This window comes from Evansella tamaricis (assembly GCF_019042215.1).
Classification (GTDB): domain Bacteria; phylum Bacillota; class Bacilli; order Bacillales; family Salisediminibacteriaceae; genus Evansella; species Evansella tamaricis.
This window is the reverse complement of sequence record NZ_JAHQCS010000066.1, coordinates 14,881-39,624: the sequence shown is the minus strand read 5'-3', so window position 1 is coordinate 39,624 and position 24,744 is coordinate 14,881. Positions and strand designations below refer to the sequence as shown.

Genomic DNA, 24,744 nt, shown 5'->3' with positions numbered 1-24,744 from the left:
CATTAAATCAAGAAAGCGTTGTCAACAAAAACTTAACAAAAAGAGGCATTCCTGAACTCACTAAAAAATATGCCCACAAATGGTTGACGCAAACTGCACAGGCATTCACCTTGGGTTCCTTTGCTGAATTATGGTACCATATTTGAAGAGAAATTAGATTATATGGAAAGGGGTTCTGGAGATGAAAGTAGTATCTGTTGAACCAACACCGAGTCCAAACACAATGAAACTCACCTTGAGTAAAGCTCTGCCTCAAGGGAAAAGCCATAATTATACAAAGGATAATATGAAAGAAGCTCCTGCATTTGTTAAGGATTTATTTGAAGTGGAAGGCGTCAAGGGAGTTTATCATGTATCTGACTTTATTGCAGTGGAACGGAATCCGAAATATGATTGGAAGGTAATTCTTCCAAAAGTGAGGGGTGTTTTTGGAGACAGTGCAGAAGAGGCCGAAAACGATCAAAAGAAGACGTTAGATGATCATTTTGGAGAAGTGAAGGTCCAGGTTCATATGTTTAAAGGTATACCGATTCAGGTTAAGGCGTTTACTACCGAAGAGGAAGTTAGAGTGGCACTGCCTGATATCTTTAAAGAGGCCACTGCAAAGGCGACTCTTTCAACTGACAATATTGTTATGCAAAGAAAGTGGGAAGATTTCAAACCCCGATACGGAGAACTTCAGGAGGTGGCTGAGGAAGTTGCCGAAGAAATAAAAGCCACTTATTCGGAAGAAAGACTAGAAGAACTGGTAAAACAAGCTCATCGATCTCCAGAAGAAAAAGTAAAATCGAATAAAAAGTGGCTTAAGGTTACTCCAGAAATGTTAGATGATTCAGACTGGAAAAAACGTTTTGCCATCTTAGAGCAAATGGACCCATCAAAAGATGATTTACAAGTATTAGAAAAGGCCCTTTCTGATAAAAAAGCATCGATTCGGCGATTGGCAACGGTATATTTAGGGATGATAGAAGATGAATCAGTATTACCTTATTTATATAAAGCTTTAAAAGATCCAACTGTTACGGTACGCAGAACCGCAGGAGATGCATTATCAGATATAGGAAGTCCAAAGGCAATTCCGGCAATGATCGAGTCATTAAAGGATCCAAGTAAATTAGTTCGTTGGAGAGCGGCTATGTTTTTATACGAAGTTGGCGATGAATCAGCCATCCGTGCATTGAAAGAAGGGGAAGATGACCCAGAATTCGAAGTGAGTATGCAAATTAAACTTGCTTTAGCTAGAATTGAAGGTGGGGAAGAAGCAAAAGGTTCTGTCTGGAAACAAATGACGGAAGCATTTGATAAATAAATAAAATGATTTGGGGCTCTAAAGGTATCGATCCAAATGGAGCCCTTTCCTTTTGAGCAGGCATGGAAAAAAGAAAATTGATATGGTAGAGTAATGGAGAGTAGTATTTGGTAATATACGGTTATTCTATTGGAGGGAAAAAAATGAATAGAGATGAATTAGTTCAACAATTGGAAGCGAATCATATGAGTGAGATCATTGAACTTATAGAAGATGCAGAAAAAGGGGATCTCGAAGAGCTTGAAATTGCAAAAGCATTAGGTCTTTTGCGGGATGAAACTTTGAATGCTGAGGTCCTAAATTATTTAGAATCGCAAGGTGTCAAGATCATTTATTTGGAAGAATAAGGGGAAATAGTATGAGATTGAAACCAAAACAGCAATTGGACTTAAAAGCATTAAAAGTATGGCGTATCGTAGCGATACTTGAATGGCTTTTCTTTTTTCTTATCCTGATAACATACGGAATACTTATTAAATATTTAACTTTTCCCGTCTGGCCCATATACCTAATTTTATTGGGAGTTCTCCTTATCGGTTACTTCAAGATTTTCCTTGTTCCAAAACTTCAATGGGAAAAATGGAGTTATGAAATCTATGAAAATGAAGTGGAACTTATGTATGGGATACTCGTAGTTAGAAGGGTAATCATCCCTATGATTCGTGTACAGCACGTGGATACGAAGCAAGGTCCTATTTTAAGACATTATGGCTTATCTACGGTGACCATTTCCACTGCTGCAACTGTTCACGAAATTCCTGGTCTTGAAGAAGAAAAAGCAGATGAGCTAAGGGATTATATTGCACAACTAGCAAGGGAAGCTGACCCAAATGAATAATTGGAAAAGACAACATCCAACAGCTATCTTTATAGGTTTTATAAGCAATTTGAAAGAACTTATATTTACAGTTATTGCTGTTTTAATTTTTGGGCAATCATCACAAGCGGGCGGCACCATGTTTTATACCATTTTCTTTTCATTAATATTAGTTGTATCCCTTGGAAATGGAATTATTAAATGGGTAACTTTCCGTTATCAACTAGCAGAAGATGAACTGAAAATTAAACAAGGCCTTATTTTTCGGAAGCGGCGTTACATACGTAAGGAACGGATACAAAGTATTGACTTAAATGAAAAATTGCTCCAGCGTCTCTTTCGATTAGTAGAAGTTCGAATTGAAACTGCCGGAGGAGGATCAGAACCAGAATTTAGAATTGTTGCTTTAAAAAAACAGGAAGCGCTTGAAATAAAAAATGAACTTCTTCATAAGAACCCTGCTGAAAAAACAAGTGAAATGGAGGAAACAGGAGAATCACTTCCAATGGAAGAAAAATCTGTTTCCAAGACAACTTCCGACCAACCATATCAGTGGAAATTAACAGGTTTTCGTTTATTTATTACTGCTATTACTTCCAGTGGAATAGGGATTGCTGCAACGTTTGTGGCTGCAATTACCTCACAAGTTCAACAATTTATTCCTGACGCCTTTTATGAGCAATTTATTGGTTGGCTATTGCACTCCAGTATATTGTTTATCGGATTTTGGGTTGTTGTAATTTTATTTATTGGCTGGTTCATTACATTAATAAGCACACTCCTAAAGTATGGGATGTTTCAAATTGAAAAACAATTGGATGAGATTCATATCACCCGTGGTGTTCTAGAGAGACGAAATTTAACTTTATCTGCAACGAGGATAACTTCCGTAAGGATCGTACAAAATATTTTAAGGCAGCCATTTGGATTTGTGTCTGTTTACGTGGAAAGTGCCGGTGGTGGACGGAAAGAAGAGGATCTTTCGACTATTTTAATTCCACTATGTAAGAGGAAGGAAGTTACTCAAATATTAGAAAATGTACTGCCGGAATATGCGGTTGACATGGTATACACTCCACTTCCGAAAGAGAGTGTACGGAGATACATCGTACGACTGATTTTTCCATCCGTTATTATTGCTGGCTTATTAACGTATTTCTTATCCTATGGCTGGATATCTTTCCTGCTACCTATCATGGCAGCTGGATATGGTTTTTGGCAATATGTTGATGCAGGGATAGGGAAAAATGAATCACTGTTATGGATTAGGTCGAGGGCAATTGCTAGGACAGAAGTACTCATACCTAGGAAGAGAATCCAGGCAATGACAACGACCCAAACATTCCTTCAAAAGTTTGACCTACTTTTTTCTGTACATGTATCTATTATTACTAGCATCATCGGAAAGACATTCACACTTCGGCATATTAGTAAGGAACAAAGCGAAGAATGTTATTTATGGTATTCATATGAGGAAACAGAAAACAACCGCGAAGACTAGTTCTTCAGCGGTTGTTTTGGTTTTCGAATCCTAATTTGTCATTACTTTTCGAAAACGAGCATAAAAGTTAAAATGGTCACGCCATCCTAAATGCTAAGGAGCTTGCCTTTCTTTCCTAAAAGAATAAGAATTTATAAGTTTTGGCACCTCCGGGCATTGTCTAGAACAATCGCCTCCACTTGTGAGCTTAGGCGATTGAAGTTTTCCTAATCCCGTGAAAACTGAGTTGCATAGGTAGTTAATATCCGCTCTCCAGAATCGGAAGTAAACTCGAATCGATCAAATGTTGTACTTTCTTCTGTTTCACTGACAGATCTCTCATAATGGTGCTGGACAACGAATTGGTTCTGGTTGTTGGCATAAGATATGAAATTCACTCCATTAAAGTTATCCTTGTTAAAAGAAGTCAACAATTTAATTAATAGGGAGTTGTGACAATAAACAGAATGTTCATGCCCAATGTTTAACTTTTTTAACCCCTTTTCCAAAGCATGGAGAGAAGGTTTTTCCAATTCATTTATAAGCATGCGATAAGGATCAAATTGTGCTTTATTCAATCGGACTGTAGAACCGTGTTTTAAATCCACTTGTTCACCGTCTTCTGTTTCAAAGGACATACCGCTGATATATAAGGCTTGAACCCATTCGCCATTAACGTGTATTTCAAACTCAAAGGGACAACCATCAATTGACAGAGTTTCTCGTTTGGATTCGTCATAAATGTAAATAGATCGTCCTTTTTTTACTAGCTGATAATAGACATAAGATGCTTCAAAAATAAGGTGTTCAGAATGCAAACGGCGCAGTTCCTGTTGGATAAGTGACAGGATAATTTCTGTATCTTGGTTCACCTGATGGACTTCATCCCATTTGTCCTTCAAAGAAAGGGCAAGGGACTCTTTGTAATTGTATGGAAAAGAATGGGAATAGGGTTCGATCCGTTGCCCCGAACATTCATAACGTTCGTTTTCCTTGAAGCATGGATGAACTAATTCCATTGTATCAATTGAATAATTCGGGTATTCATAAACACCTTGTATCCGCACGATGCCACGCCAAGGTTTATTTGGTTCCACAACCATATCTTCTAAAGTTGCAATATATTGACCTTGGTTACCTTCATTAACTAATACTTTTTTACCAATATATAGTTTTGCAGTTTTTCGATCCATTTGAATCCCCACTTTGATGTTCTTTCCATTATTTCATTTAAAATGATACTCCTATTATAATACATTCACCAGAAGTAGACACCATGAAACTTTGAATTAACGTTAGATGTCATGAATTAGCTAGTCTGGAAAACAATGTGATCATACTTGGATCAATGAACTTCATTCCTTAGGGACTAAAGTCCTATTTATTTCGTTATCCAAATTAGGAGCATTCGAATGAGAGGTGTTGTTATTGTATGATGAACATTGAATTCTGGTAACCCCTAACGATCACGATGGAAATATTTGTAGTTATTGTAGCGGAACGTTATTAAATTGTAAACCTTTTAATACAAAAATGTAACTTATAGATAGGAGATTGGACACCTCCCGTTTCCAAAAAAAATAGGTAATATTAAATAGTACCCCCATATATATGAATTGAAAAACGAAGTTTAAATAATGACAGATATGTGAGGTGTTTTTGGTGTTAAAGCGCCTGATGACAAAAGAACAAAGAAAACATACTGTAGAAGAAGTTGTTGCACAAATTCAAAACGGGAACAATGATAAGAAAAATCAGTTCATTGAACAATATATCCCGTTTATCCGTAAAACCGCCTCTAAAGTGTGTAAAAGATATATTAGTCCTTCTGTTGATGATGAGTATAGTATTGCACTCATGGCTTTTGACGAAGCAATTCAGCAATACTCACCGGAAAAAGGGAGCTCTTTTTTAGCGTTTGCTGCGTTAGTGGTTAAAAGAAGAGTAATTGATTACATACGCTACGAGCAGAGAAGGAGAGTATCCTTATCCATAGATTATACGGAAGAGGATAAGGAAAATATGGAAAACGCTGCTGAAGTTCATGCTTCAGTAAAAAATTATGAACATCATTTGGAGAGCCAATACAGACGAGATGAAATAATTCAATTACAAGAAAAATTAAGGATCTATGACATATCTCTATCAGATGTTTCCAAGCAATCTCCCAAACATAAAGATGCAAGGGAGAACATGCTACAAATTGCAAATTGTGTCGTCGGAGAAGAAGAAATGAGACTGTATTTAATAGAGAAAAAGAGATTACCGATGAAGGAATTATCTAAGAGAATATCCATGAGCAGAAAAACAATTGAACGGAACCGGAAATATATTATTGCATTATGTGTTATTTTAATGGAAGATTTTCAGTATCTCCGGGATTATTTGAAGGGATGGTTATCATGAAAAAAGGAATCGTGATGGAAAAGAAGAAGCGGTTCATGGTTATCATGACGAATGAAGGGGAGTTTATCAGGGCTAAACTGGATACGACTGTTCGTTTAGGAGATGAAGTATCATATATTCCCTTAACTCCCATCCATCTTCAAAGTTCAATTTATAAATCTTATAGTATGCAAATAGCGGCAGTTGTTCTTTTTTTATTACTATTACCTGTCATACCTTTATTTACGGGGGAAAAAGTATTTGGAACAATTATGATCGATATGAATCCCAGTATCGAGTTTACAGTTAATCAGGATTATCATGTGATAGAGACACATGGTTATAATCCAGAAGGATCCTTACTACTTACTCAAATTACTACAGACTTAGAGGGGTTGTCTCTGAATGAAGCAATGACTGTTGTCATTGAGGAAGGGAATAAGATGGGGTATCTTTCAGACTGGAATGATATATATATTACCAGTCCGAAAATATTAACGATAGATGAGTTCTGGGGAGAAGACTATGAAATATGGACTCAACGAATGCAAGAGAAATATGCTGTTAATTTTATTTCTTTGACTGTTGATCAAGAATTATTGGCAGAAGCAAAGGAATATTCTATTTCTCCTCCAAAGTATTTATTGTTTGAACAGGCGAAAGAAAATGGAATCGAGCTAAACCTCCAAGAAGTCAATGCCAGGACAATACAAGAACTTGAATTGAATGCTGGAATCGAGTTAGAAAACATCGTTGTAAATGAAACAATTACCATTATTCGATCAGAGAACGGGAAACAATTATCACACGATCCTGCAGATGTGGATAAGGATAAATCGTTTAAAACAAAACAGGATCATATAGAATACTATATTCATCCAGGGAACAGAAAAGGGGAGAATCACCCATCAAATAATAATCCTGGAAAGGGAAAGAAAAAGGGTTCTGTAAATGAAGAAGAACAAGGAGAGGCAGAATTAAAAGAACATCCTTCTGATATGAAGAGTGAAAATAAAAATAGGAACGGCAATCGAGCGGCAGATAAGTCAAGGGGCAACAATTCAGGGAAAAACATCTCTGATAATATACGGGAGAACCGTCCAGGAAATGGGTCGCCTGGAAAGGGCAATAATAAAGGAAATGGTGGGGGAAATCCACATAATAATGATAACCCAGGTCAGAAAAATAATAAGTCAAAGAATAAATAATTATTATTAATTCTCTAATAGGTCTCCTATTAGAGAATTTTTTTTATTTTTATCCCCTTAAGTTACAATCTTATACCGAACATTATGATAGAAAAATAAAACGAGGTGAAAAAATGAAAAGTATAAGGACATTATTATTCAAAATTTCAATTATTGGTTTATCTGTTTTGTTACTTCCAATTGCAAGCTTTGCAGAAGATAGCAGTGATATTCCATCTGTTGATCTTTCTCAATTATTGGAGGAGAATGACATATCTGTAGAAGAGATTCAACAAGTACAAAGGATTATTCCAGGATCATTCTTTCATTTTGTGTATGAAGCGATGGAATCACTACAATTTAAATTAGCACTAAGTGATTATGGGAAAGCACATTTATTGGCACAGTTTACTCAAGAGCGTTTGGATACTGCCAATACGTTATTGAAGGGTGGAATGTTTGAGGAAGCAGAATCAGTGGTAGAAGATGCCCTTAATCATTACTTATTATCAAAAGAATATACGTCAGAGGTACCGTATGATGTGGTAAACAATGGAGAAGTAGTTTTAACAGAAGAGGATTCATCAGTGGAGGAGCACGAAATTATTGTGGAAGAAGAAATGGCAGAAGATCTTGAAGGAGAAGCTATAGATGATGTGGTTCCACATCCGTCCATTCTTAGTTTACTCCAAAACATAAAAAAAATAGATAATCCAAAAGCTGTAGCAGCATTAACGAGGAATGTTGAGAGGAAATTACGTAAAATGGGAATTGATCCATCCCTTGTTTTTGATGAAGGGGAAGAGGAACGACCATTGGAAGTTATTATCGATGAAGAACCAACTATGGATGATGTAATCATACAAGTAGCCATTGACGAAGAGAATATTGAGAAGGAACGAAAGAACAAGAAGAATGAAACAAAAGGTAATAAGGAAAAAGGGAAGAAAGAAAATACAGAAATAAAAGATAAAAAAGGTCGCGAAAATAAAAATGGTCCATCAGTAGGAAAAAACAATAATAATAAGGGAAATGGTAATGCGTTTGGAAATGGAAAGGGTAAAAACAGATAGAAAAAGGTTTTGGAACTATTAATCCCTTTAAACTGGGATCGAACAATAAACAAAGTTAGCGAGGTATAATACTATCAATCCGTTCGGATAACTCATTATTTAAAACACTTTTGTCCTGCCGCTTCTAAAAATGCTGATAGTATAAATCTATGTAACTAAATAACTTTCTGTCTCAAGGCACCATTTGGAGAGGGTACAGAAAAAAAGTGGTGCTTTTCCACTTTTACTGTACCTAAAAGCAATGAGCGTAGCCGTCGCAATCTTTAAAAAGCCTGATAGGAGCGGTTTTCTCCTATCAGGTGAGCGACGAGTGAAGCCATTCCCATACAAATAAAAGGAACTGAAAAAGTTGTAAGATACTTTTTCAGTGGCCTCCCATCTACGCCTTGAGCCTTCTTAATCATCTTCAGAATATCTTAGTCGGTTCAATCGGAGAAGGTGGTCCATTCGATCCATCCTTGACGATTGAACATCTTTGGCAAGTTTATCCAAGAAATCTTGCATAGATTGAAGACTGTTTAGTACATCTTCATATTTTTCTTTTTTTTGTTCAAATGAAAGACTATGGTAAGTTTCCAATAGACTAGGGAGGTCTTGATTTACTAAACGTTTAACATGATGTTTTTCCTCCAGATCCAGAAGTTCAATTTCCTTTAAACATTCGGAAATGGTTCCTTGGAGACTTTTAAGTCTTTTTGAAATGAGGCTGTCCATGTGATGATAATGAGTAGAAATCTTTGATGCCTGCTGGATAATTAAGTTTTTTTCGTCATTTTTATTTGCTAGTTTTTCTGAACCCTTTGTCGTTAATGTGGGAATGTCTTCTGGTTTTCCCCCAGACAAAGATACATCTAAATGGTGAAGTTGAATAAACAATGTTTGGAATAACGGATGTCTTCGTACACTTCTAACTGTTGTTTTATTCTTAATTTGATAATAGATAGTAGAATCAATGCATTTTCCCATTCCATTTTCCGCTTTAAATTGTTTTCGAAAGATTGTAATATAAATTCTTTTCTTCACCGAATCTGATGATTTTTTCGTATCTAGAAGTTCTAAATGGATTTTTTTCGGTTTGATTTTCACCTTGAATAAAAACCCTTTTATGTTTCGTTTAAAGGTTTTATTTATTCTTGGCAATTCAGATAAAGAAGCGAGGTCAGACAAAAATTCCTCTGCTTCTTCAATCATATCCTTGGTAAATTCAGTTTCCACTTGTGGGTCTCTGAGTGGTTTTAAATAATTAGGTAAAAGCGCTTCAAACCATTTCTGTTCCCAAATTTGCTCACGCCAGCTCATGACGTTCACCTCGTTCTATTCCACATTAGGTTAATTTAAAAGCTTTCTCTCCATTTGCTCGTTTAGCTGTTCCATCTCTTCGATGAAATGTTTGCTTGATTCAATAATCCTAGAATTGGATTGTTCTGTCATTTCAATTGCAGCATATACATCTTCATAAGCTTTCTTAAACGTCTCTAAGGCAACTGCAGGCTCTTCTAACGTTTTAAGTGTTTCTTCCGTATTTGATTTGAGGAGCTGTGCATTGGATAATAGCATGGCTTCCGTCGTTTGATTCACGTTTCTAACCGCATCAATTACTTTCTTTTGATTACTTAATGCAAGTTGAATGGAGGCAGTTACTGTAATAATATTTTTTGTCATTGTAATGGCATTAAAAATGGCTTCTTCCAGTTTATCATTATTTTCAACGATAATATCTACAGATGCTAATGACTGCTGTAAAACTAGTACTGCCTGTTGCATATTTTTCACCCGGGATAAAACTTTTTGCTGACCCTTTTGCACTGGGGATGGGTCATTTTGCCATTCTTCTTTTGTTAATTCTTCCTCTAGCATCGTATTCAATTGTTTTCCAATTTCTATTTGATTATTTAAACCTGCAATCCGTTCTCTGGCAACTTCTTTTAATTGATGTAACATCACACTATCCTCTTGAAGACGGTCTTTACCGCTTAAGAGAGCACCAATGACTGTTTCCACTTCTGCTTCGATGGTTTGATATTTCCTTGCGTATTTTTCCATTGGACTTTTTCGAACTAGTTTGTTGACAAATTGCTTCCACTTGCCTTCGTTTAGATAATTAGGTTCAAGTTCAGAAACCATTTCCTTCAACTTTGATAACTGATCTGGGAGATCTTGGTTAGGATCATTCATCATGTCTTTTACTGGACGTTTTAAGGCTTCTAACGTTTCTCCGGCTTTTAGTTGTTCATCTGTTCCAATTCGACCTAAGGACTCTAATATTTTGTTGAGGTCTTGGTCTGTCCGGATTTTTTCCACATACTGTTTAGCCTGATTTTCCTTTTCACTATATTCGTTTTGATTGGTTAATTGTGATGAATTTTCATTTGTCATATTATTACCTCCTAATATGAGGATTGGATGATGTTGTCTATGATTGTATATACGAGAAATCCCCCGTTTAAGTTTCATTTTCCCTCTATTAGATTATACATTCCCTTTTTTTACTAAACAACAAAAGCTTTTGAAAGTCGTAAAATAGGAAGTAAATACAATAGAAATAAAAATACATTCTATTGTAATCTCTATGTAAGGGATTTAAATAGAAGTATAATCTAAAGTAGCCAATGATTTACGAAAAATAGTTGGCAAATTGGAGAGGATCAAATGTGTATTCTTGGTTTTGCTATAAAGGAACATCCTGGTTTTCCATTTATATTTGTTGCAAATAGGGATGAGTTTTATCATCGAAAGACTGCTGCTGCACAATTTTGGAGAAAATACCCGTCTATTTTAGCAGGAGTTGATTTAGAAAAAGGTGGTACGTGGTTAGGGATAACAAAAGAGGGAAAGTTTGCTGCTTTGACCAATGTCAGGGAACAATCGAAAGAGTCAAAGGACGTTAGTTCAAGGGGAGAGTTAGTCAGTAATTACTTACAAGGGACAAGGGGTTTTCATGAAAGTATCCTCAACAAAGAGGGATATGGAGGCTATAATCTTTTATATGGTGATATAAAAGATTTAACTTTCGTTTCTAATCGTAGTAATGAAACATTCCTTTTAAAGGAAGGATTGCATGCAATTAGTAACTCACCTACATTAAATTCCAATTGGCCGAAGGTAAACAAGCTTCGGGAAGGGATTAAAAAAAGTTTATCAATTAAAAACCAAGTAGACTTAGAAGAAGAGTTAATGGAGGAGTTACAGAATGAAACGGTTTTTAATGACAACTCTTTTTCTGAAGTTGAAAGAATGTTATCCCCTGTTTTTATCAAAAGTAATGAATATGGAACTCGAACAAGTAATGTTATTATTGTAGATAATGAAAATAATTGTACTTTTCTGGAAAGGACTCATGTACCATCTGTTACGGATCGAAGATATACGTTTAAAATTAATAATAATTAAAGAAAAAGCTGTTTTAGGTGTAAAACGTTACAAAAAAACAGCTTTTCATTATATTTATTTTAGAAGATGCGTATTGCATTTGGTAAGATACGGATGCATGCAGGTGTTGTACCAATTTCTTCCCCATCTCCTTGGACAGGCACTTCTTTATTCTTTGATTTAATATGGAATTTAGTTCCCTTAAGTATGGTAACACATGATAAATTTTGATGCTTTTTGAGAAAAACTGCAGGTAACGCTCGCATTAAAACCTTTGCTAGAGGCAATGTATGAATTATGACATATTCAATTTGACTATCTTGTGGGTCAGCATCTGGGCAAATGGGGATTCCCCCCCCGTAATAGGATGTATTCCCAAGTGCAGTCAGCCAAACATTATTAAATTGATGTACTGTTCCTTTTTCATCTGTGATTTCCAGTTCCATGGGTTCATAGTGTCTAATTGTTTGAAAAAATACCATTAAATAAGTAAGTCTCCCAAGGAAAGCACGATTCAGTAATTTTTTCAAACGGGAAGTCTGACATCTAATAGCAGTTTCCGCATCTACCCCAATCCCCACAACAGATAACACTTTTTTTCCATTTGCATTTATGATGTCGTATTCTTCTGGGTTATTGGAATTAATTCTTTCAATCGCCTTTGATATATTCCTTGGAATTTTGAGTGCCCGTCCAAAATCATTGCCAGATCCCGAGGCAACTAGACCATAGGGCACATTGTAATCTTGGAGGTGGTTAACAACATAATGCAGTGTTCCATCTCCACCTACTACAATTACACCATCTAATTTATTCCCAAGATCATTTAGTTTTTGATGGATGTTGTCCCATAGTGTATCTTCTTGATATTGATCAGTAAAGTATGATACAAATGGTTTACGCAACTTTTTCTCCAGTTGACGAACGACTTTTTTATAACGTCGCTGACCGGAATATGAATTAATAATAACTATATACATAAGTTACTCCTTTAATGTTCATCATATCCTACTTATTATATCATTTGAAATAGTATCGGTGGAGAAAAACATAGGGAAATAATTTTTATAAACATAGTAATAACTTTATAAAAGAAGGTAATTATGAAAATTATATGAGAATGTATTGTAATCATAGTAAATTCATATTTTTACCCTTATAATGGTTAAAGTAAGATATACAAGATCCTTTCCACCAGTTTGGATAAAAGAGGGGGGAAAAAGATGTTAACGAATATAGGGATTCCAGGTTTAATATTAATTTTAGTTATTGCCCTAGTCATTTTCGGTCCCAAGAAACTTCCTGAAATTGGCCGTGCCATGGGACAAACGTTAAAGGAATTTAAAAACTCCACTAAAGAATTAACAAAAGATGATGAGAGTCAGGAAAGAAAACAACAGCAAGATTAAATATATTTTGATAAAGATGTGAGGAACTTCCGTCTTACATCTTTTTCATGTTTAAGGGGCGTCTAGTTGTGTCAGATCAAAGTATGAATTTACTCGATCATCTGGATGAATTAAGAAAGCGGATTATGATTTCACTCGCTGCCTTTATCTTTTTCTTTATTATTGCCTTTATATTTGTACGGGACATTTATGATTGGTTTGTAAAAGACCTGGATATGACACTCACTATTTTAGGTCCATTAGATATTATATGGGTGTTCTTTTCCTTGGCTGGAATCATCGCTTTCGCCTTTACGATTCCTTTATTAATCTTACAAATATGGCTATTCGTAAAACCTGCCTTAACCGCAAAAGAGAGAAAAGCGACTTTAACTTACATACCAGCGTCGTTTCTTCTATTTGTAGGCGGACTTTGTTTCGGCTATTTCGTGGTCATTCCCCTCGTTTTAAATTTTTTAATGGGATTAGGGGAAGGTATGTTTCACACTATGTTTACACCGGATAAGTACTTTCAATTTATCATTCGGATGACACTTCCATTTAGTATCTTATTTGAAATGCCATTAGTAGTGATGTTTTTAACAAGTATAGGTATTATTACTCCTGAAGGTATGAGAATAAATAGAAAGTATGCTTATTTTGCATTGGTTGTAGTGAGTGTTTTAGTTTCACCACCTGATTTTATGTCCGATGTGCTAGTTATCATTCCATTACTTCTACTTTATGAAGTGAGTATTAGCCTGTCGAGAGTAGTTTACAGAAGGAAGATTAAGAGAGAAAAGGAAATGGACCAGTCAACAGAAATATAAAAAACAACTCCCATGGAGTTGTTTTTTATTTTATATAGTACTTAGAATTACTTTAACAAACTGCCGTTACTTCGACTGCTCATATATTGTATTTTCTAGTTTTAAATATTTCATATCAGGGTTGTTTTGCAGTTTTTCCAAACCTCTGACTATTTCACCTATGGATTCCTGATCATGGCAGTCATAGGAATTAATATCTAAGTGTAGAATAGGACATTCTGTGAACGAAAAGATCCACTCCTTGTAGCGGGAGTATAGGTCTTCCCAGAAAGAATGTGGGGTAGTAATTTCCATTTCTCTTCCACGTTGTTTGATTCTTTCAATTATCATGGATAAATCCCCATCAATATAAATTAGGACATCTGGTTTTGGAAAATATGGAGACATAATCATTGCATTGAATAAGGAATGATACGTTTCAAAATCTCTCGTTGTCATATTTCCATTATCGTATTGTAACTGTGCAAAAATCCCCACGTCTTCATATATACTTCTGTCTTGAACATATCCAATATTACTTTCAAACATTTGCTTCTGTTGTTTAAATCGTTCGGCTAGAAAATAAATTTGTAAATGGAAGGACCATGTCTTAAAATCCCGATAATAATCTTCTAAGTATGGATTCCCGTCTACCTTTTCAAAAGAAGGTTCAAATCCTAAGGCATCACTTAGTGCATTTGTAAGTGAGGACTTACCGACACCAACGGTCCCAGCTAACGTTATCAATGAGTTTGTACGTAATTGATGCTTTATAGTTCCCATTTATTCCACCCCATGTACTAAAAAAATGATTCTTGCTTTTTAACAACAATTTCGTTTACCTGATCTATGATTAGTTTCAGGTCTTCTTCATTATTTACAAAGTCCATTTCGTCCCCATTAAATGACAGGATGGGGATTTGTGGATAAACTCTACGGTGATCTTTAATAAATTGATGATAGTCTTCAGACAATTGATTTAAATAAGAGGGACTGATAGATTGTTCCATTAATCTCCCGCGCATTTCAATCCGTTCCAGTATGGTTGGAAGGCTTGCATGTAAATGAATAATTAAATTAGGACGAGGTAAATCATTTGTTAATATTCTATAAATTCTATCATATTTATCAAAGTGCTCGGATCGTAGTGTCTGTTTTGCAAATAATAGATTTTTAAAGATGTGATAGTCGCTAACAACCGCTTCTCCCCTAGAAAGGTACTGCTCATATGTATCCTCCAGTTGTTTATATCGATTACAGAGGAAAAACATTTCTGTTTGAAAACTCCATTCTTGAATATCTTCATAAAACTTACTTAAAAATGGATTTTCGTCCACTATTTCCTTTAAGATGTGGAACTGAAAATGTTCAGATAACCGAGTGGCAAGGGAAGTTTTTCCAACACCTATTGGTCCTTCCACCGAGATAAACGGAGCATGGTATTGTTGGCTCAAAAGTCTGCCTCCTTTCATGTAAGAAGATGTCGAAAAATAACAGTGATTTTAATTCTACCATATTTATTGTTGAAGAAAACTAGTTAATTTTACTTAAATGATTTTTTTAAAAGATAATAATATAAAGTTTCTTATCGTTGTCTAACTCCAGTGACTTTCGCTCGTGATCATAGGCGCTTGCGCTTTTCTTAAAAGGTAAGAAAGCATAAGTTTTTGCACCTTCGGGCAAGTTGTCTAGCTCCACCGCCTACTCGCTGCGGGGCACTTCGGAAGTGACAACTGAAGTCAAAGAGCGGACTTCTAGTTGTCATTCCTCCACTGCCCTACGCTCGTGATCATAGGCGCCTTGCGCTTTTCTAATGAACTCTAGTATTATAGTAAAAACTTAACAACATTCAATTGATATAGTATGATAATAATTGAACTTTACTCAATTAAAGGGGTGCTGACATGAATAATAAAGTGAAAATTGTCACAGATTCCACCGTTGATTTACCGAAAAAGGAAATGGATAGTTTAGGAGTTACAATCGTACCATTATCTGTAACAATCAATGGAAAATCCTATATTGATGGAGTAGATATTACATCTAAAGAATTTGTGGATTTGCTAGTGAAAGCAGAAGAGATCCCTCAAAGTTCTCAACCATCTGTAGGTTCTTTTTTAGAAGTTTACGACAAATTAGGGGAAGATGGAAGTGAGATTATTTCCATACATATGACAAGTGGTATGAGTGGAACATACACTTCGGCCAAAACTGCTGCCGATATGACAACTAGTGAAGTTACTGTCATTGATTCCTCATTTATTTCGATAGCACTAAGTTTCCAAGTAAAAGAAGCAGCAAAAATGGCCAATGATGGTGCATCCGCTGAGGAGATTGTTACAAGATTAGAAAAAATTCGTAAACATACATCATTATATATCATGGTAGATACACTTGAATACCTTGTGAAAGGTGGTAGAATCGGCAGGGGACAAGCGTTAGTAGGGTCATTATTAAAAATTAAGCCGATTGCATCTTTAGATGATGGAGTGTATACACCGGTTACAAAAGTGAGAACTTACGTTCAAATGATAAGATTTATGAAAAAGAAATTTGAGGAAGAGACATCTGGAAGAATTTTAAAAGGGATTGGGATTGCGCAGGTGGAAGCGAGGGAATTAGCAAATCAGGTCATCGATGCCTTAAAAGAAATTAAGGATTTTAAAGATGTCACCATTGTGGATACGACTCCAATTATAAGTACACATACGGGACCTGGAGCACTTGCACTGATGTATTATACAGACGAAAAATAATAGTTATACAGGGCTGTTCCATAGTTTTTTTTCTCTATAGGGGCAGCTTTTTGTATTGATAACAGGACCGCATTTCATGTTTTGCTCACTACATAGGAAGAAGGCTAATGTCTAAATTTATTTGAGGTATATAGGTCCATTCGTTACAATAAAAGAATAGACAGAAGGGGGAGAGGGATGTGAGGAAGACAGGTTTAGTATTAGAAGGGGGCGGTATGCGTGGTGTTTATACAGGGGGGATATTGGAATTTTTCCTTGAGAGAAGTATTCATTTTCCATATATCGCTGCTGTTTCAGCAGGTGCCTGTAATGCCTCTTCTTATATTTCCAAACAATATGGAAGGAATAAAGCGGTAACTGTCGGATATGCAGGGCATCCTGATTATATTTCTATAAAAAGGTTTTTTAGAGTAGGGGAATTATTTAATATGGATTTAATTTTTGATCAAATTCCTAATCAGAACAATCCCTTTGATTACGATACCTTTTTTAATTCTGAACAGGCTTTTTACATCGGTACAACAGATTGTAAAACAGGAGAAACCATATACTATGAAAAGTCGGAATTAGGGGCAGATTTAAATAAGATTTTACGTGCCTCCTGTTCTTTACCTATGATTGCACCGATCATTGAGCATGATAACCGTCTACTGTTAGATGGTGGGATTAGCGATCCTATTCCAATAAATAAATCACTGATGGATGGTAATGAAAAGCACGTAGTTATCCTGACCCAATGTGATGGATATATTAAAAAACCGATCACTCGAGGAAAATGGATTTATCGGAAAAAATATGGAGCTTATAGAGGACTAATTAATATTATTGAAACACGGTCGAAACTATATAATGATTCGATAGAAAAAGTACAAAAGCTTGAAAGGGAAGGAAGGGCGTTTGTCTTTCGTCCAGATGATTTACGTAATGTCACAAGGCTTGAAAAAGATAAAGAGAAGTTACAGGCACTTTATGATCATGGATATCATCAGGCTGAAAAAAGGTATGAAGAATTAAAAGAGTTTTTAAGGCAACCAGTAGGTCTGGAGACGGATGCTAATTCCAACTAAGGTAGGTTTTACTAGTTTTCAACTGTAATATAATGAATATATAAATACAATAAATCTCTGAGAGGATGAGAAAATTGATTTCATTTTCAAAACCAACGGTAGAGCAATTTTTTCGCACGTATGTTATTACAAACTTTACGGTTAGTGATCAGGAAGAGAAACTGCTTTTTTCCACTAATTTAAATGGAAAAATGAATGTTTGGGCAATTGACTTACATGGAAGTGGATTTCCTTATTTGTATGCGCATACAGAACAGTCTTGCAACTTCTTAAAGGTAGATCCACACAAAAGATATGTATTAGGCGGATTTGATGAGGATGGAAATGAAAATTACCATATTTATGCACTTCCTTTTGAAGGGGGGATGAGACAAAAATTAATAGAAGCAGAGCCTGACGACAAGGATTTTTTCTGCTCTTTAAGTGAAGATGGAAACAGACTTTATTATGTAACAAGTAAAGGCAACCCACAATTTTTAAAGGGATATGTTTATGATCTCGAATCAAAGGAACATCAGGAATTGTATGAAGGAGAAAATGCACCAACGTTTATTAATACTGTTTCTCCAAATGAAGAATATATCGTTTTGACCAAAACTTTCGCAAATACATATCAAGTGGGGTATTTAAAGAACATACAGACTGGTGAAGAAACCTTCCTATCAGAGAATCCTGATGATGTTCATGAGTTTTCAAAAGCCATCTTCATTTCTAACGAGCATATTCTATACATCACAAATGCTGGGGAAGAATATAGCTATGTTATCAAATATCATATTCCTACGGGAAAAAGGGAGAAATATGTCAAGTTTGAGGGGGAAAGCGTCGAAGAGATAGAGTGGCATAAAAATTCTGAGACCCTTTTTATAATTACAGAAAAAGGGGTGCAAGATCATCTCTACCGCTTTAGTAGGGAGGATAGTTCTCCGGTAAAAATTCCATGTCCATTGGAATCTCTTCATCAAATGAAAGTCTCTAAAAAGGGAAATGTGTATCTTTTAGGAAGAAGTGCAACGGAACCTTTTAACATTTACCTTCTAAATGTGGAGGACAAATGGGAGAAACTCACTGATAATCGTGTTCTTGGATTAAATCAGGAGCATCTTGTTGATCCAGCTGTTGTTTCCTATTCCTCATTTGACGGGAAAAAAATTGAGGCTTTATGGTTTGAAAGTAACCAGGAACAAGATAACGGACACGTGATTTTTTGGCCGCACGGTGGTCCACAAGCTGCGGAACGCAAAGAATTTAGGGCAATGTTTCAATGTTTTCTTAATAGGGGCTATTCCATATTTGCACCTAATTTCCGTGGAAGTACAGGCTATGGGGCTTCTTTTAAGAAACTAGTGGAGCAGGATTGGGGAGAGGGGCCCCGTTTAGATTGCGTTTACGGAATCGAGTGGTTGTTTGAGACTGGAAAATGTGATCGTGATAAATTGTTTGTGGTTGGGGGAAGTTACGGTGGTTATATGTCACTTCTCTTGGCTGGACGTCATAGTGAATATTTCCGCGCAGTTGTAGATATATTTGGAGTTTCTAATTTATTTACATTTATCAATTCCGTACCTGAACATTGGAAACCGATTATGGAGAGGTGGCTCGGAAATCCTGAAAGGGATAAGGACCGTTTAGAGAAGGATTCTCCAATTACCTACCTCCAGTCCATGACTAAACCAATGCTTGTGATACAAGGTGCCAACGATCCGAGGGTTGTAAAAGAGGAATCAGATCAGATTGTGGAAGCATTGAAGAATCAGGGAACAGAAGTAGAGTATTTTGTGTTAGATGATGAAGGGCACGGGTTTTCTAAAAAGGAGAACGAGATCAAGGTTTATGAAAGGATGCTTTCTTTTTTAGAAAAACATCAGTAAGGCTATATTCTCAAAATCCCGAAACAGTCAATTCGGGATTTTGATACCTTTTCGTATAAATGGATGACATCGGGGAGCGGTACAGTGAATCGGATAAAAAGCTATCGTATAGCAACACTTCTATTATTCTTTGCCTTTATCAGTTTGATTTCCAGATCGATTATTTATTTGATTCTATCCCTAACAGTTGCTTTTCTGATCATTATCCTGTTGAGTAAAGAGAAGAAAAGAAAAGGGGATGAACCTCCCCGTCCAAGAGTAAAGGAAAAAGACATGCAAAGGACAATGTATTTGTTTCCAATATTTTTTACGGGAATTGGTTTTTTAATGTTATCCTACGGTGCTTCTGGAATATTGGATTATAACACAGTTTATCATCAATTGGGATGGATGGTTCATGAAACTTTCCTTTTACTCTTTTTTTTGTTTACTGGAGTGTTTTTATTTCTATATGGTATTACTCACTTTTTGAAAAGATGGTTTTCATTTTAACAATTGGCTAAGATATTGCCAATTGTTTTTCTTTTGTTGTGAAAGTTGCTATAATATATTTAGTCAGTCGAAATAAATTCAGAGTAGGTGTTTATCATCTCTATAGAGAAACGTAATTTGCTAATTATGTGCTTGGCAAATTTTTTTGTTGCAGCAAGTGCAACGATGGTCTTACCGTTTTTATCCCTATATATCGAAACTTTTGGAGAATATTCAGATGCCTATGTACAAAGGTGGTCAGGATTTGTATTTGGAATTACCTTTCTGATTGCGTTTTTTGTTTCTCCATTTTGGGGAAGATTTGGAGATAAGTTTGGCCGAAAAAAAATACTAGTTATTACAGGCTTTGGCATTGCTTTCTCCATTTATCTCATGGGTTATGTTTCTTCCGTTATTGACTTATTTGTCTTAAGGTTATTTATGGGAATTGTAACTGGTTTTATCCCAATGTCCATGGCACTAATCTCTTCCCAAACCAAAAAGGAAGAGGCAGGGCGTGTCCTAGGCACTTTACAAATGGGAACAGTCAGTGGAGGTCTGTTTGGCCCACTGATAGGTGGTGCATTAGCGGATTCCGTTGGATTCACTTATACGTTCCTTATTACTGCAATAGTCATTGCTGGGGCTACTACGGTCGTATTAATTGGTATTAAGGAAGTAAGAACAGAACAAGTAATTAAAGAAAAAGAAAAGAGAAGTATGGTTGAAGTTCTTCAACTTATCATACAAAACCGTGTTTTGATGATGGTAATGATCATATCTTTTATTATTCAAACGGCTAATTTTAGCATACAGCCTCAACTGGCATTGTATGTTAATCAAATGATGACAGTTGAAAATGTAGCTTTTTTAGCAGGATTGGCGTTTTCAGTCACAGGTCTTGGTAATTTAACCGCCACAAGATCTTGGGGAATATTAGGGGATCGAATCGGACATGATAAAGTTCTCTTAATATGTTTAACTCTAGCGGGCCTCTTTTTTCTGCCCCAAGCTTTTGTAACTAATATTTGGCAGTTAGTGGTATTGAGGTTTTTATTCGGTGTACAAATCGGTGGTATCATCCCTTGTGCTACAGCTTATATTCGCCGGGCAGTTCCATTATCTGTACAAGGAGAGGTTCTAGGATACAATCAAAGTTTTCGTTTTTTGGGAAATGTTGTCGGTCCAGTAGTGGGGGGGATTATTTCAGGTTATTGGTCCATCACCAGTGTGTTTTATATATCATCCACATTATTTTTCTTTGCTGCCATCTCATTATTGATTGTTCTGAAGTGGCAAGATAGTCACGTTAATAAATCCAGTGCAAATGTTTAAGTAAAAGAAGGTCCATTGGATTTATGGAAAGTTAAAAGCATGCTAGAATAATAGATATAATTTCCTTCACATTAAAGGAGTGTATTCTCATGTTATTAACAAAAAAAGATAAACAAATACTAATACGTGTATTAAAGCGTGAAAAAAGGAGAAAGTTTGGAATAAAGGAAAAGAAAGAAGATATTAATCAATTAATTGATAAATTTGAGCAAAGTTTCCGTAATGAGAAGGTGAATAAAGTGAAGCCTACAAAGTTATAACAAGAAGGTATCAAATAGAGTTTCTGTTGATATTTAAGTCATGGAAAGTGAGTGTTTTTATTGAAAAATATTTGGGATAAAATACTAAAATACGATAAGATTACTGTCATTATTTTAACCATTGTTATTAATTTACTGATTGTCTTCCTATCATTTGTACCAGGGTATCAAGGGGAGTTACCGGCTTATATAAAATCCCTCCCTTTAGTGAATGCCACATTAAATAGTTTTACTTTTTTGTTTTTAATTTGTGCTCTCGTCGCAATTCGTAAAGGAAACATTGCTCTCCATCAGAGGTTTATCTATGCTGCTTTTACAACAACGACATTCTTCCTCCTGTCCTATGTGACCTATCACTTTATGGCGGAATCAACGACTTACGGCGGTACAGGTGTGATTGCAGCAATTTATTACTTTATTTTAATCACTCATATTGTGTTAGCAGCAGTTATTGTACCTCTAGCTTTGATGAGTTTCTTTTCTGGTTATAAAAGAGAAGTGGAGAGACACAGAAAATGGGTTCGATGGACAATGCCTTTATGGCTTTATGTGAGTTTAACTGGTGTGTTGGTTTATCTTTTCATTTCTCCTTATTATACGTAAATAAATTACTGTTGAAGGTCTTAGCATTTAAGCTAAGGCCTTTTTATCGAAAGAACGTACCGAAGTCAAAGAGCGGACTTCTAGTTGTCATTCCTGCACTGCCCTACGCTCGTGTTCTTAGGCGCTTGTGCTTTTCATTGTCTAGCTCCAGCGCCTACTCGCTACGGGGCACTTCGGAAATGACAACTGAAGTCAAAGAGCGGACTTCTAGTTGTTATTCCTGCACTGCCCTACGCTCGTGTTCTTAGGCGCTTGTGCTTTTCTTAAAAGGTAAGAAAGCATAAATTTTTGCACCTTCGGGCAAGTTGTCCAGCTCCATCGCCTACGGGCTCGGATCACTTCATGCCTTTTCAGAAGCCAAAAAGCGGCTTCTGTCAAAGTCCTTCCAGTGACTTTCGCCCGTGACCTTAGGCGATTACGCTTTTCTTATTTTTCTCATAGTAACTTTTATTATGGGTATCCTATCCAATAGCCTAAATAAAGGGAGTAGGTTTCCATGAATTCTTTAAGACGTTTAACCATTTTATTCAGTATTGTTTTACTAACCGTATTAGGAATTTGGTTTGCATCCGATCATTTGAACACGGAAAATCAATTGGGACAACCTAATTTTCAAGAAGCTCAACAGGGACAAGATGTGACTTTCCGTGCTTCGATGGATGAGTTGATGGCAGAGGATCTTTCTTTTACGATTGAAATGTTTCTGCACCAAGTGGAAGAAGACTTGTTAAGTTGGATACATGCTGGAGAAAGTGAAGATGAATCCGACAAGATGTTACAGGAAGTTAATGATCATCCTCATATACATGGATTCGTTCATATTGATGGGAATAAGGAGACATTGAAACTTGGGGAAGTTTCTCAAAATCCAAAAAAGAAACTTGCTCATCAAAAAGATAACGGGACGACTCTTTCAGACCCTTTTATTCATCATGGTACAAAACGTCTCCTAATAGGGGTTGAGGGAGATGATGGGAAGATGGTTGTTGGAGAAATTGATTTATCCTTTATTGAAAAGTTTATTAAAGACGTTGCCACTTTATCGGATGCTAATGGTCAATTTTTTATTGGGGATAGTCAGGATATCTCATTGTCTGAAGAAGAGACAGAATTGCCTTATGCAAAAAAAGAGGTACCGGAGATTGGTTGGGATTTATATGTCAAAAGCGATGATACCCCTACAGATGAACAACACTATAAAGAAAGTGAAGTTATCGTTGAGCTTGTTCCAGATGTAGACCGTAGCACATGGGCAATGGAAAATAATCTCAAAATCATAGATAAATTTAATGATCATTTAATTGTTAGGGATATAAATCGTACAACCGAGGAAATGGTAAGGGATTTACAAGCAGACGCCTCAGTTACTGATATTGAACCAAACTATACATTCTCAAAACAATATGTCCATAAAAGAACTACTGATGATGGAGGCGCAAGAAGGGTTTCACCATATCGGAGAAACCCTACTCCAAATGACGAATTCTATGACCCTTATCAATGGAATTTTTCACAAATACACGCAGAACAAGGTTGGCAAATAACAACTGGTCAAGATCAAATTCCCATTGCTATTGTAGACAGTGGTATTGATCCAGATCACTTTGACTTAGCAGAAAAAATATTAGATGGGTACAACGCCTTTGAAGATAACCGTGCTTATGAAGATGATCATGGTCACGGTACACATGTGGCTGGAGTAGCTGGTGCAATTACAAATAATTTGGACGGAGTGGCAGGTATATCGTGGAACAATCCCTTACTGGCCGTAAAAGTGTTAGATCACAATGCAGAAGGAAATTCCTTTACTATTGCAAAAGGAATTGCATGGGCTGTTGATCATGGTGCGAAAGTCATCAATCTCAGTTTAGGAGATAGTCATCATTCTGATATTATGTATGAAGCCATACGGTACGCATATGAAAACGATGTAGTTCTAATTGCTGCCTCTGGAAATGATAATATTGATACACCAATGTATCCTGCTGCATATGAGGAAGTTCTAGCTGTGGCCGCAGTGGATCCTCATCGGGAAAGGGCCTTCTTTTCCAATTACGGTAATCATATTGATGTGAGTGCTCCAGGGGAACATATAGCGAGTACGTTTCCTGGAAATCAGTATGTCATGATGAGTGGAACATCAATGGCATCACCCCATGTTGCAGGAATGGCTGGATTAATCCGCTCTGTTGACCCTTCCATAACGAATGATGAAGTATACCATTTAATAAGGACTACCAGTGACGATCTTGGCCCAAAGGGTTATGATCCATATTATGGATATGGAAATATAAATATTAAAAAAGCATTGGAAGATATGATAAGGTAAAAAAAAGCTCAATAGGCCATTAAAAACCTATTGAGCTTTGTTTTTTAGCTAATGTATTTCTATTTTTAATTAATGCAAATCCTTCTGCTGGTAGAGCAGGATTAACTTGTCCAATTCTTCTGAACAACGTAAAGTGTGTTTCGAAGATAAACCGTGTTCCTTAGCAATAATTATTAATTCTTTTCTTTTCGTTTCAATTTGATTTTTTATAGACATGGGAACACTCCATCATTGT

The 24,744-nt window shown here is 36.0% G+C and carries 25 protein-coding genes; 18 read left to right on the top strand and 7 right to left on the bottom strand.

Going from position 1 to position 24,744, the window contains the following annotated elements; genetic code table 11:
• Positions 1-181 precede the first annotated feature (181 nt).
• The 4 genes from KS419_RS06275 (at position 182) to KS419_RS06260 (ending at position 3,627) form a co-directional block, all read left to right on the top strand.
• A complete protein-coding gene (locus KS419_RS06275; RefSeq protein ID WP_217065214.1) occupies positions 182-1,309 on the top strand; it encodes a conserved virulence factor C family protein in 1,128 nt (375 codons plus the stop codon).
• 143 nt (positions 1,310-1,452) lie between these two features.
• Complete coding sequence (locus KS419_RS06270; RefSeq protein ID WP_217065213.1) at positions 1,453-1,656, top strand: hypothetical protein; 204 nt, start codon at positions 1,453-1,455, stop codon at positions 1,654-1,656.
• A gap of 11 nt (positions 1,657-1,667) precedes the next feature.
• Entirely contained in the window at positions 1,668-2,147 is a 480-nt protein-coding gene (locus KS419_RS06265; RefSeq protein ID WP_217065212.1) for a PH domain-containing protein, read from the top strand.
• The gene (locus KS419_RS06260; protein WP_217065211.1) at positions 2,140-3,627 is read left to right on the top strand and encodes a PH domain-containing protein; all 1,488 of its coding nucleotides are present in this window, start codon (positions 2,140-2,142) and stop codon (positions 3,625-3,627) included. Before KS419_RS06265 ends, KS419_RS06260 begins: the two co-directional genes overlap by 8 nt.
• 206 nt (positions 3,628-3,833) lie before the next feature.
• On the opposite strand, the gene KS419_RS06255 is transcribed toward KS419_RS06260, so the two are convergent.
• Entirely contained in the window at positions 3,834-4,799 is a 966-nt protein-coding gene (locus KS419_RS06255) for a DUF2777 family protein (protein WP_217065210.1), read from the bottom strand.
• A gap of 484 nt (positions 4,800-5,283) precedes the next feature.
• Between KS419_RS06255 and sigI the strand changes: the two genes are divergently transcribed.
• The 3 genes from sigI (at position 5,284) to KS419_RS06240 (ending at position 8,251) form a co-directional block, all read left to right on the top strand.
• Positions 5,284-6,012 (top strand): RNA polymerase sigma-I factor, encoded by a 729-nt coding sequence (gene sigI, locus KS419_RS06250; protein WP_217065217.1) that lies wholly within the window; start codon positions 5,284-5,286, stop codon positions 6,010-6,012.
• A complete protein-coding gene (locus KS419_RS06245) occupies positions 6,009-7,199 on the top strand; it encodes an anti-sigma factor domain-containing protein (RefSeq protein ID WP_217065209.1) in 1,191 nt (396 codons plus the stop codon). Before sigI ends, KS419_RS06245 begins: the two co-directional genes overlap by 4 nt.
• A gap of 113 nt (positions 7,200-7,312) precedes the next feature.
• Positions 7,313-8,251 (top strand): DUF5667 domain-containing protein, encoded by a 939-nt coding sequence (locus tag KS419_RS06240; protein WP_217065208.1) that lies wholly within the window; start codon positions 7,313-7,315, stop codon positions 8,249-8,251.
• Positions 8,252-8,647: 396 nt separating this feature from the next.
• Here the strand turns inward: KS419_RS06240 and KS419_RS06235 are convergent, their stop codons facing one another.
• Positions 8,648-9,550: a hypothetical protein gene (locus KS419_RS06235; protein WP_217065207.1), complete on the bottom strand. Its 903-nt coding sequence runs from the start codon at positions 9,548-9,550 to the stop codon at positions 8,648-8,650.
• A 30-nt stretch (positions 9,551-9,580) separates the two neighbouring features.
• Positions 9,581-10,627, bottom strand: a complete 1,047-nt coding sequence (locus tag KS419_RS06230) for a toxic anion resistance protein (RefSeq protein ID WP_217065206.1) — start codon at positions 10,625-10,627, stop codon at positions 9,581-9,583.
• A 273-nt stretch (positions 10,628-10,900) separates the two neighbouring features.
• Between KS419_RS06230 and KS419_RS06225 the strand changes: the two genes are divergently transcribed.
• Positions 10,901-11,641 (top strand): NRDE family protein, encoded by a 741-nt coding sequence (locus tag KS419_RS06225; protein WP_217065205.1) that lies wholly within the window; start codon positions 10,901-10,903, stop codon positions 11,639-11,641.
• 59 nt (positions 11,642-11,700) lie between these two features.
• Here KS419_RS06225 and KS419_RS06220 read toward each other — a convergent pair whose 3' ends face one another.
• Positions 11,701-12,600, bottom strand: coding sequence for a diacylglycerol/lipid kinase family protein (locus tag KS419_RS06220; RefSeq protein WP_217065204.1), 900 nt, complete (start codon positions 12,598-12,600; stop codon positions 11,701-11,703).
• A gap of 243 nt (positions 12,601-12,843) precedes the next feature.
• Between KS419_RS06220 and KS419_RS06215 the strand changes: the two genes are divergently transcribed.
• Positions 12,844-13,029, top strand: a complete 186-nt coding sequence (locus KS419_RS06215) for a twin-arginine translocase TatA/TatE family subunit (protein WP_217065203.1) — start codon at positions 12,844-12,846, stop codon at positions 13,027-13,029.
• A gap of 83 nt (positions 13,030-13,112) precedes the next feature.
• Positions 13,113-13,838: a twin-arginine translocase subunit TatC gene (gene tatC / locus KS419_RS06210; protein WP_217065216.1), complete on the top strand. Its 726-nt coding sequence runs from the start codon at positions 13,113-13,115 to the stop codon at positions 13,836-13,838.
• A 66-nt stretch (positions 13,839-13,904) separates the two neighbouring features.
• Here the strand turns inward: tatC and KS419_RS06205 are convergent, their stop codons facing one another.
• Positions 13,905-14,600, bottom strand: coding sequence for a deoxynucleoside kinase (locus tag KS419_RS06205; RefSeq protein WP_217065202.1), 696 nt, complete (start codon positions 14,598-14,600; stop codon positions 13,905-13,907).
• 17 nt (positions 14,601-14,617) lie between these two features.
• A complete protein-coding gene (locus KS419_RS06200; RefSeq protein WP_217065201.1) occupies positions 14,618-15,289 on the bottom strand; it encodes a deoxynucleoside kinase in 672 nt (223 codons plus the stop codon).
• A 432-nt stretch (positions 15,290-15,721) separates the two neighbouring features.
• On the opposite strand from KS419_RS06200, the gene KS419_RS06195 reads away from it, so the two are divergent.
• The 8 genes from KS419_RS06195 (at position 15,722) to KS419_RS06160 (ending at position 24,509) form a co-directional block, all read left to right on the top strand.
• The gene (locus KS419_RS06195) at positions 15,722-16,573 is read left to right on the top strand and encodes a DegV family protein (protein WP_217065200.1); all 852 of its coding nucleotides are present in this window, start codon (positions 15,722-15,724) and stop codon (positions 16,571-16,573) included.
• A gap of 179 nt (positions 16,574-16,752) precedes the next feature.
• Positions 16,753-17,640 carry a patatin-like phospholipase family protein gene (locus KS419_RS06190; RefSeq protein WP_217065199.1) on the top strand — a complete coding sequence of 296 codons (888 nt, stop codon included), beginning with the start codon at positions 16,753-16,755 and terminating at the stop codon, positions 17,638-17,640.
• Between the two features lie 74 nt (positions 17,641-17,714).
• Positions 17,715-19,511: a S9 family peptidase gene (locus tag KS419_RS06185; RefSeq protein ID WP_217065198.1), complete on the top strand. Its 1,797-nt coding sequence runs from the start codon at positions 17,715-17,717 to the stop codon at positions 19,509-19,511.
• Between the two features lie 84 nt (positions 19,512-19,595).
• Positions 19,596-20,003 carry a hypothetical protein gene (locus tag KS419_RS06180; protein WP_217065197.1) on the top strand — a complete coding sequence of 136 codons (408 nt, stop codon included), beginning with the start codon at positions 19,596-19,598 and terminating at the stop codon, positions 20,001-20,003.
• Between the two features lie 126 nt (positions 20,004-20,129).
• Positions 20,130-21,317, top strand: a complete 1,188-nt coding sequence (locus KS419_RS06175; protein ID WP_217065215.1) for an MFS transporter — start codon at positions 20,130-20,132, stop codon at positions 21,315-21,317.
• An 89-nt stretch (positions 21,318-21,406) separates the two neighbouring features.
• Positions 21,407-21,577, top strand: coding sequence for a hypothetical protein (locus tag KS419_RS06170; RefSeq protein WP_217065196.1), 171 nt, complete (start codon positions 21,407-21,409; stop codon positions 21,575-21,577).
• A 60-nt stretch (positions 21,578-21,637) separates the two neighbouring features.
• On the top strand, positions 21,638-22,180 hold the full coding sequence (locus KS419_RS06165; protein ID WP_217065195.1) for a DUF420 domain-containing protein: 543 nt from the start codon (positions 21,638-21,640) through the stop codon (positions 22,178-22,180).
• A gap of 496 nt (positions 22,181-22,676) precedes the next feature.
• Entirely contained in the window at positions 22,677-24,509 is a 1,833-nt protein-coding gene (locus tag KS419_RS06160; protein WP_217065194.1) for a S8 family peptidase, read from the top strand.
• Between the two features lie 69 nt (positions 24,510-24,578).
• On the opposite strand, the gene KS419_RS06155 is transcribed toward KS419_RS06160, so the two are convergent.
• The gene (locus KS419_RS06155; RefSeq protein ID WP_217065193.1) at positions 24,579-24,725 is read right to left on the bottom strand and encodes an aspartyl-phosphate phosphatase Spo0E family protein; all 147 of its coding nucleotides are present in this window, start codon (positions 24,723-24,725) and stop codon (positions 24,579-24,581) included.
• Between the last annotated feature and the right edge of the window lie 19 nt (positions 24,726-24,744).

Excerpts from the sequence above, each read along its gene's own strand:
- KS419_RS06275 (WP_217065214.1), top strand. The coding sequence starts at position 182 with ATGAAAGTAGTATCTGTTGAACCAACACCGAGTCCAAACACAATGAAA.
- KS419_RS06270 (WP_217065213.1), top strand. The coding sequence starts at position 1,453 with ATGAATAGAGATGAATTAGTTCAACAATTGGAAGCGAATCATATGAGT.
- KS419_RS06265 (WP_217065212.1), top strand. The coding sequence starts at position 1,668 with ATGAGATTGAAACCAAAACAGCAATTGGACTTAAAAGCATTAAAAGTA.
- KS419_RS06260 (WP_217065211.1), top strand. The coding sequence starts at position 2,140 with ATGAATAATTGGAAAAGACAACATCCAACAGCTATCTTTATAGGTTTT.
- KS419_RS06255 (WP_217065210.1), bottom strand. The coding sequence starts at position 4,799 with ATGGATCGAAAAACTGCAAAACTATATATTGGTAAAAAAGTATTAGTT.
- sigI (WP_217065217.1), top strand. The coding sequence starts at position 5,284 with ATGACAAAAGAACAAAGAAAACATACTGTAGAAGAAGTTGTTGCACAA.
- KS419_RS06245 (WP_217065209.1), top strand. The coding sequence starts at position 6,009 with ATGAAAAAAGGAATCGTGATGGAAAAGAAGAAGCGGTTCATGGTTATC.
- KS419_RS06240 (WP_217065208.1), top strand. The coding sequence starts at position 7,313 with ATGAAAAGTATAAGGACATTATTATTCAAAATTTCAATTATTGGTTTA.
- KS419_RS06235 (WP_217065207.1), bottom strand. The coding sequence starts at position 9,550 with ATGAGCTGGCGTGAGCAAATTTGGGAACAGAAATGGTTTGAAGCGCTT.
- KS419_RS06230 (WP_217065206.1), bottom strand. The coding sequence starts at position 10,627 with ATGACAAATGAAAATTCATCACAATTAACCAATCAAAACGAATATAGT.
- KS419_RS06225 (WP_217065205.1), top strand. The coding sequence starts at position 10,901 with ATGTGTATTCTTGGTTTTGCTATAAAGGAACATCCTGGTTTTCCATTT.
- KS419_RS06220 (WP_217065204.1), bottom strand. The coding sequence starts at position 12,600 with ATGTATATAGTTATTATTAATTCATATTCCGGTCAGCGACGTTATAAA.
- KS419_RS06215 (WP_217065203.1), top strand. The coding sequence starts at position 12,844 with ATGTTAACGAATATAGGGATTCCAGGTTTAATATTAATTTTAGTTATT.
- tatC (WP_217065216.1), top strand. The coding sequence starts at position 13,113 with ATGAATTTACTCGATCATCTGGATGAATTAAGAAAGCGGATTATGATT.
- KS419_RS06205 (WP_217065202.1), bottom strand. The coding sequence starts at position 14,600 with ATGGGAACTATAAAGCATCAATTACGTACAAACTCATTGATAACGTTA.
- KS419_RS06200 (WP_217065201.1), bottom strand. The coding sequence starts at position 15,289 with ATGAAAGGAGGCAGACTTTTGAGCCAACAATACCATGCTCCGTTTATC.
- KS419_RS06195 (WP_217065200.1), top strand. The coding sequence starts at position 15,722 with ATGAATAATAAAGTGAAAATTGTCACAGATTCCACCGTTGATTTACCG.
- KS419_RS06175 (WP_217065215.1), top strand. The coding sequence starts at position 20,130 with ATGTGCTTGGCAAATTTTTTTGTTGCAGCAAGTGCAACGATGGTCTTA.
- KS419_RS06170 (WP_217065196.1), top strand. The coding sequence starts at position 21,407 with ATGTTATTAACAAAAAAAGATAAACAAATACTAATACGTGTATTAAAG.
- KS419_RS06160 (WP_217065194.1), top strand. The coding sequence starts at position 22,677 with ATGAATTCTTTAAGACGTTTAACCATTTTATTCAGTATTGTTTTACTA.
- KS419_RS06155 (WP_217065193.1), bottom strand. The coding sequence starts at position 24,725 with ATGTCTATAAAAAATCAAATTGAAACGAAAAGAAAAGAATTAATAATT.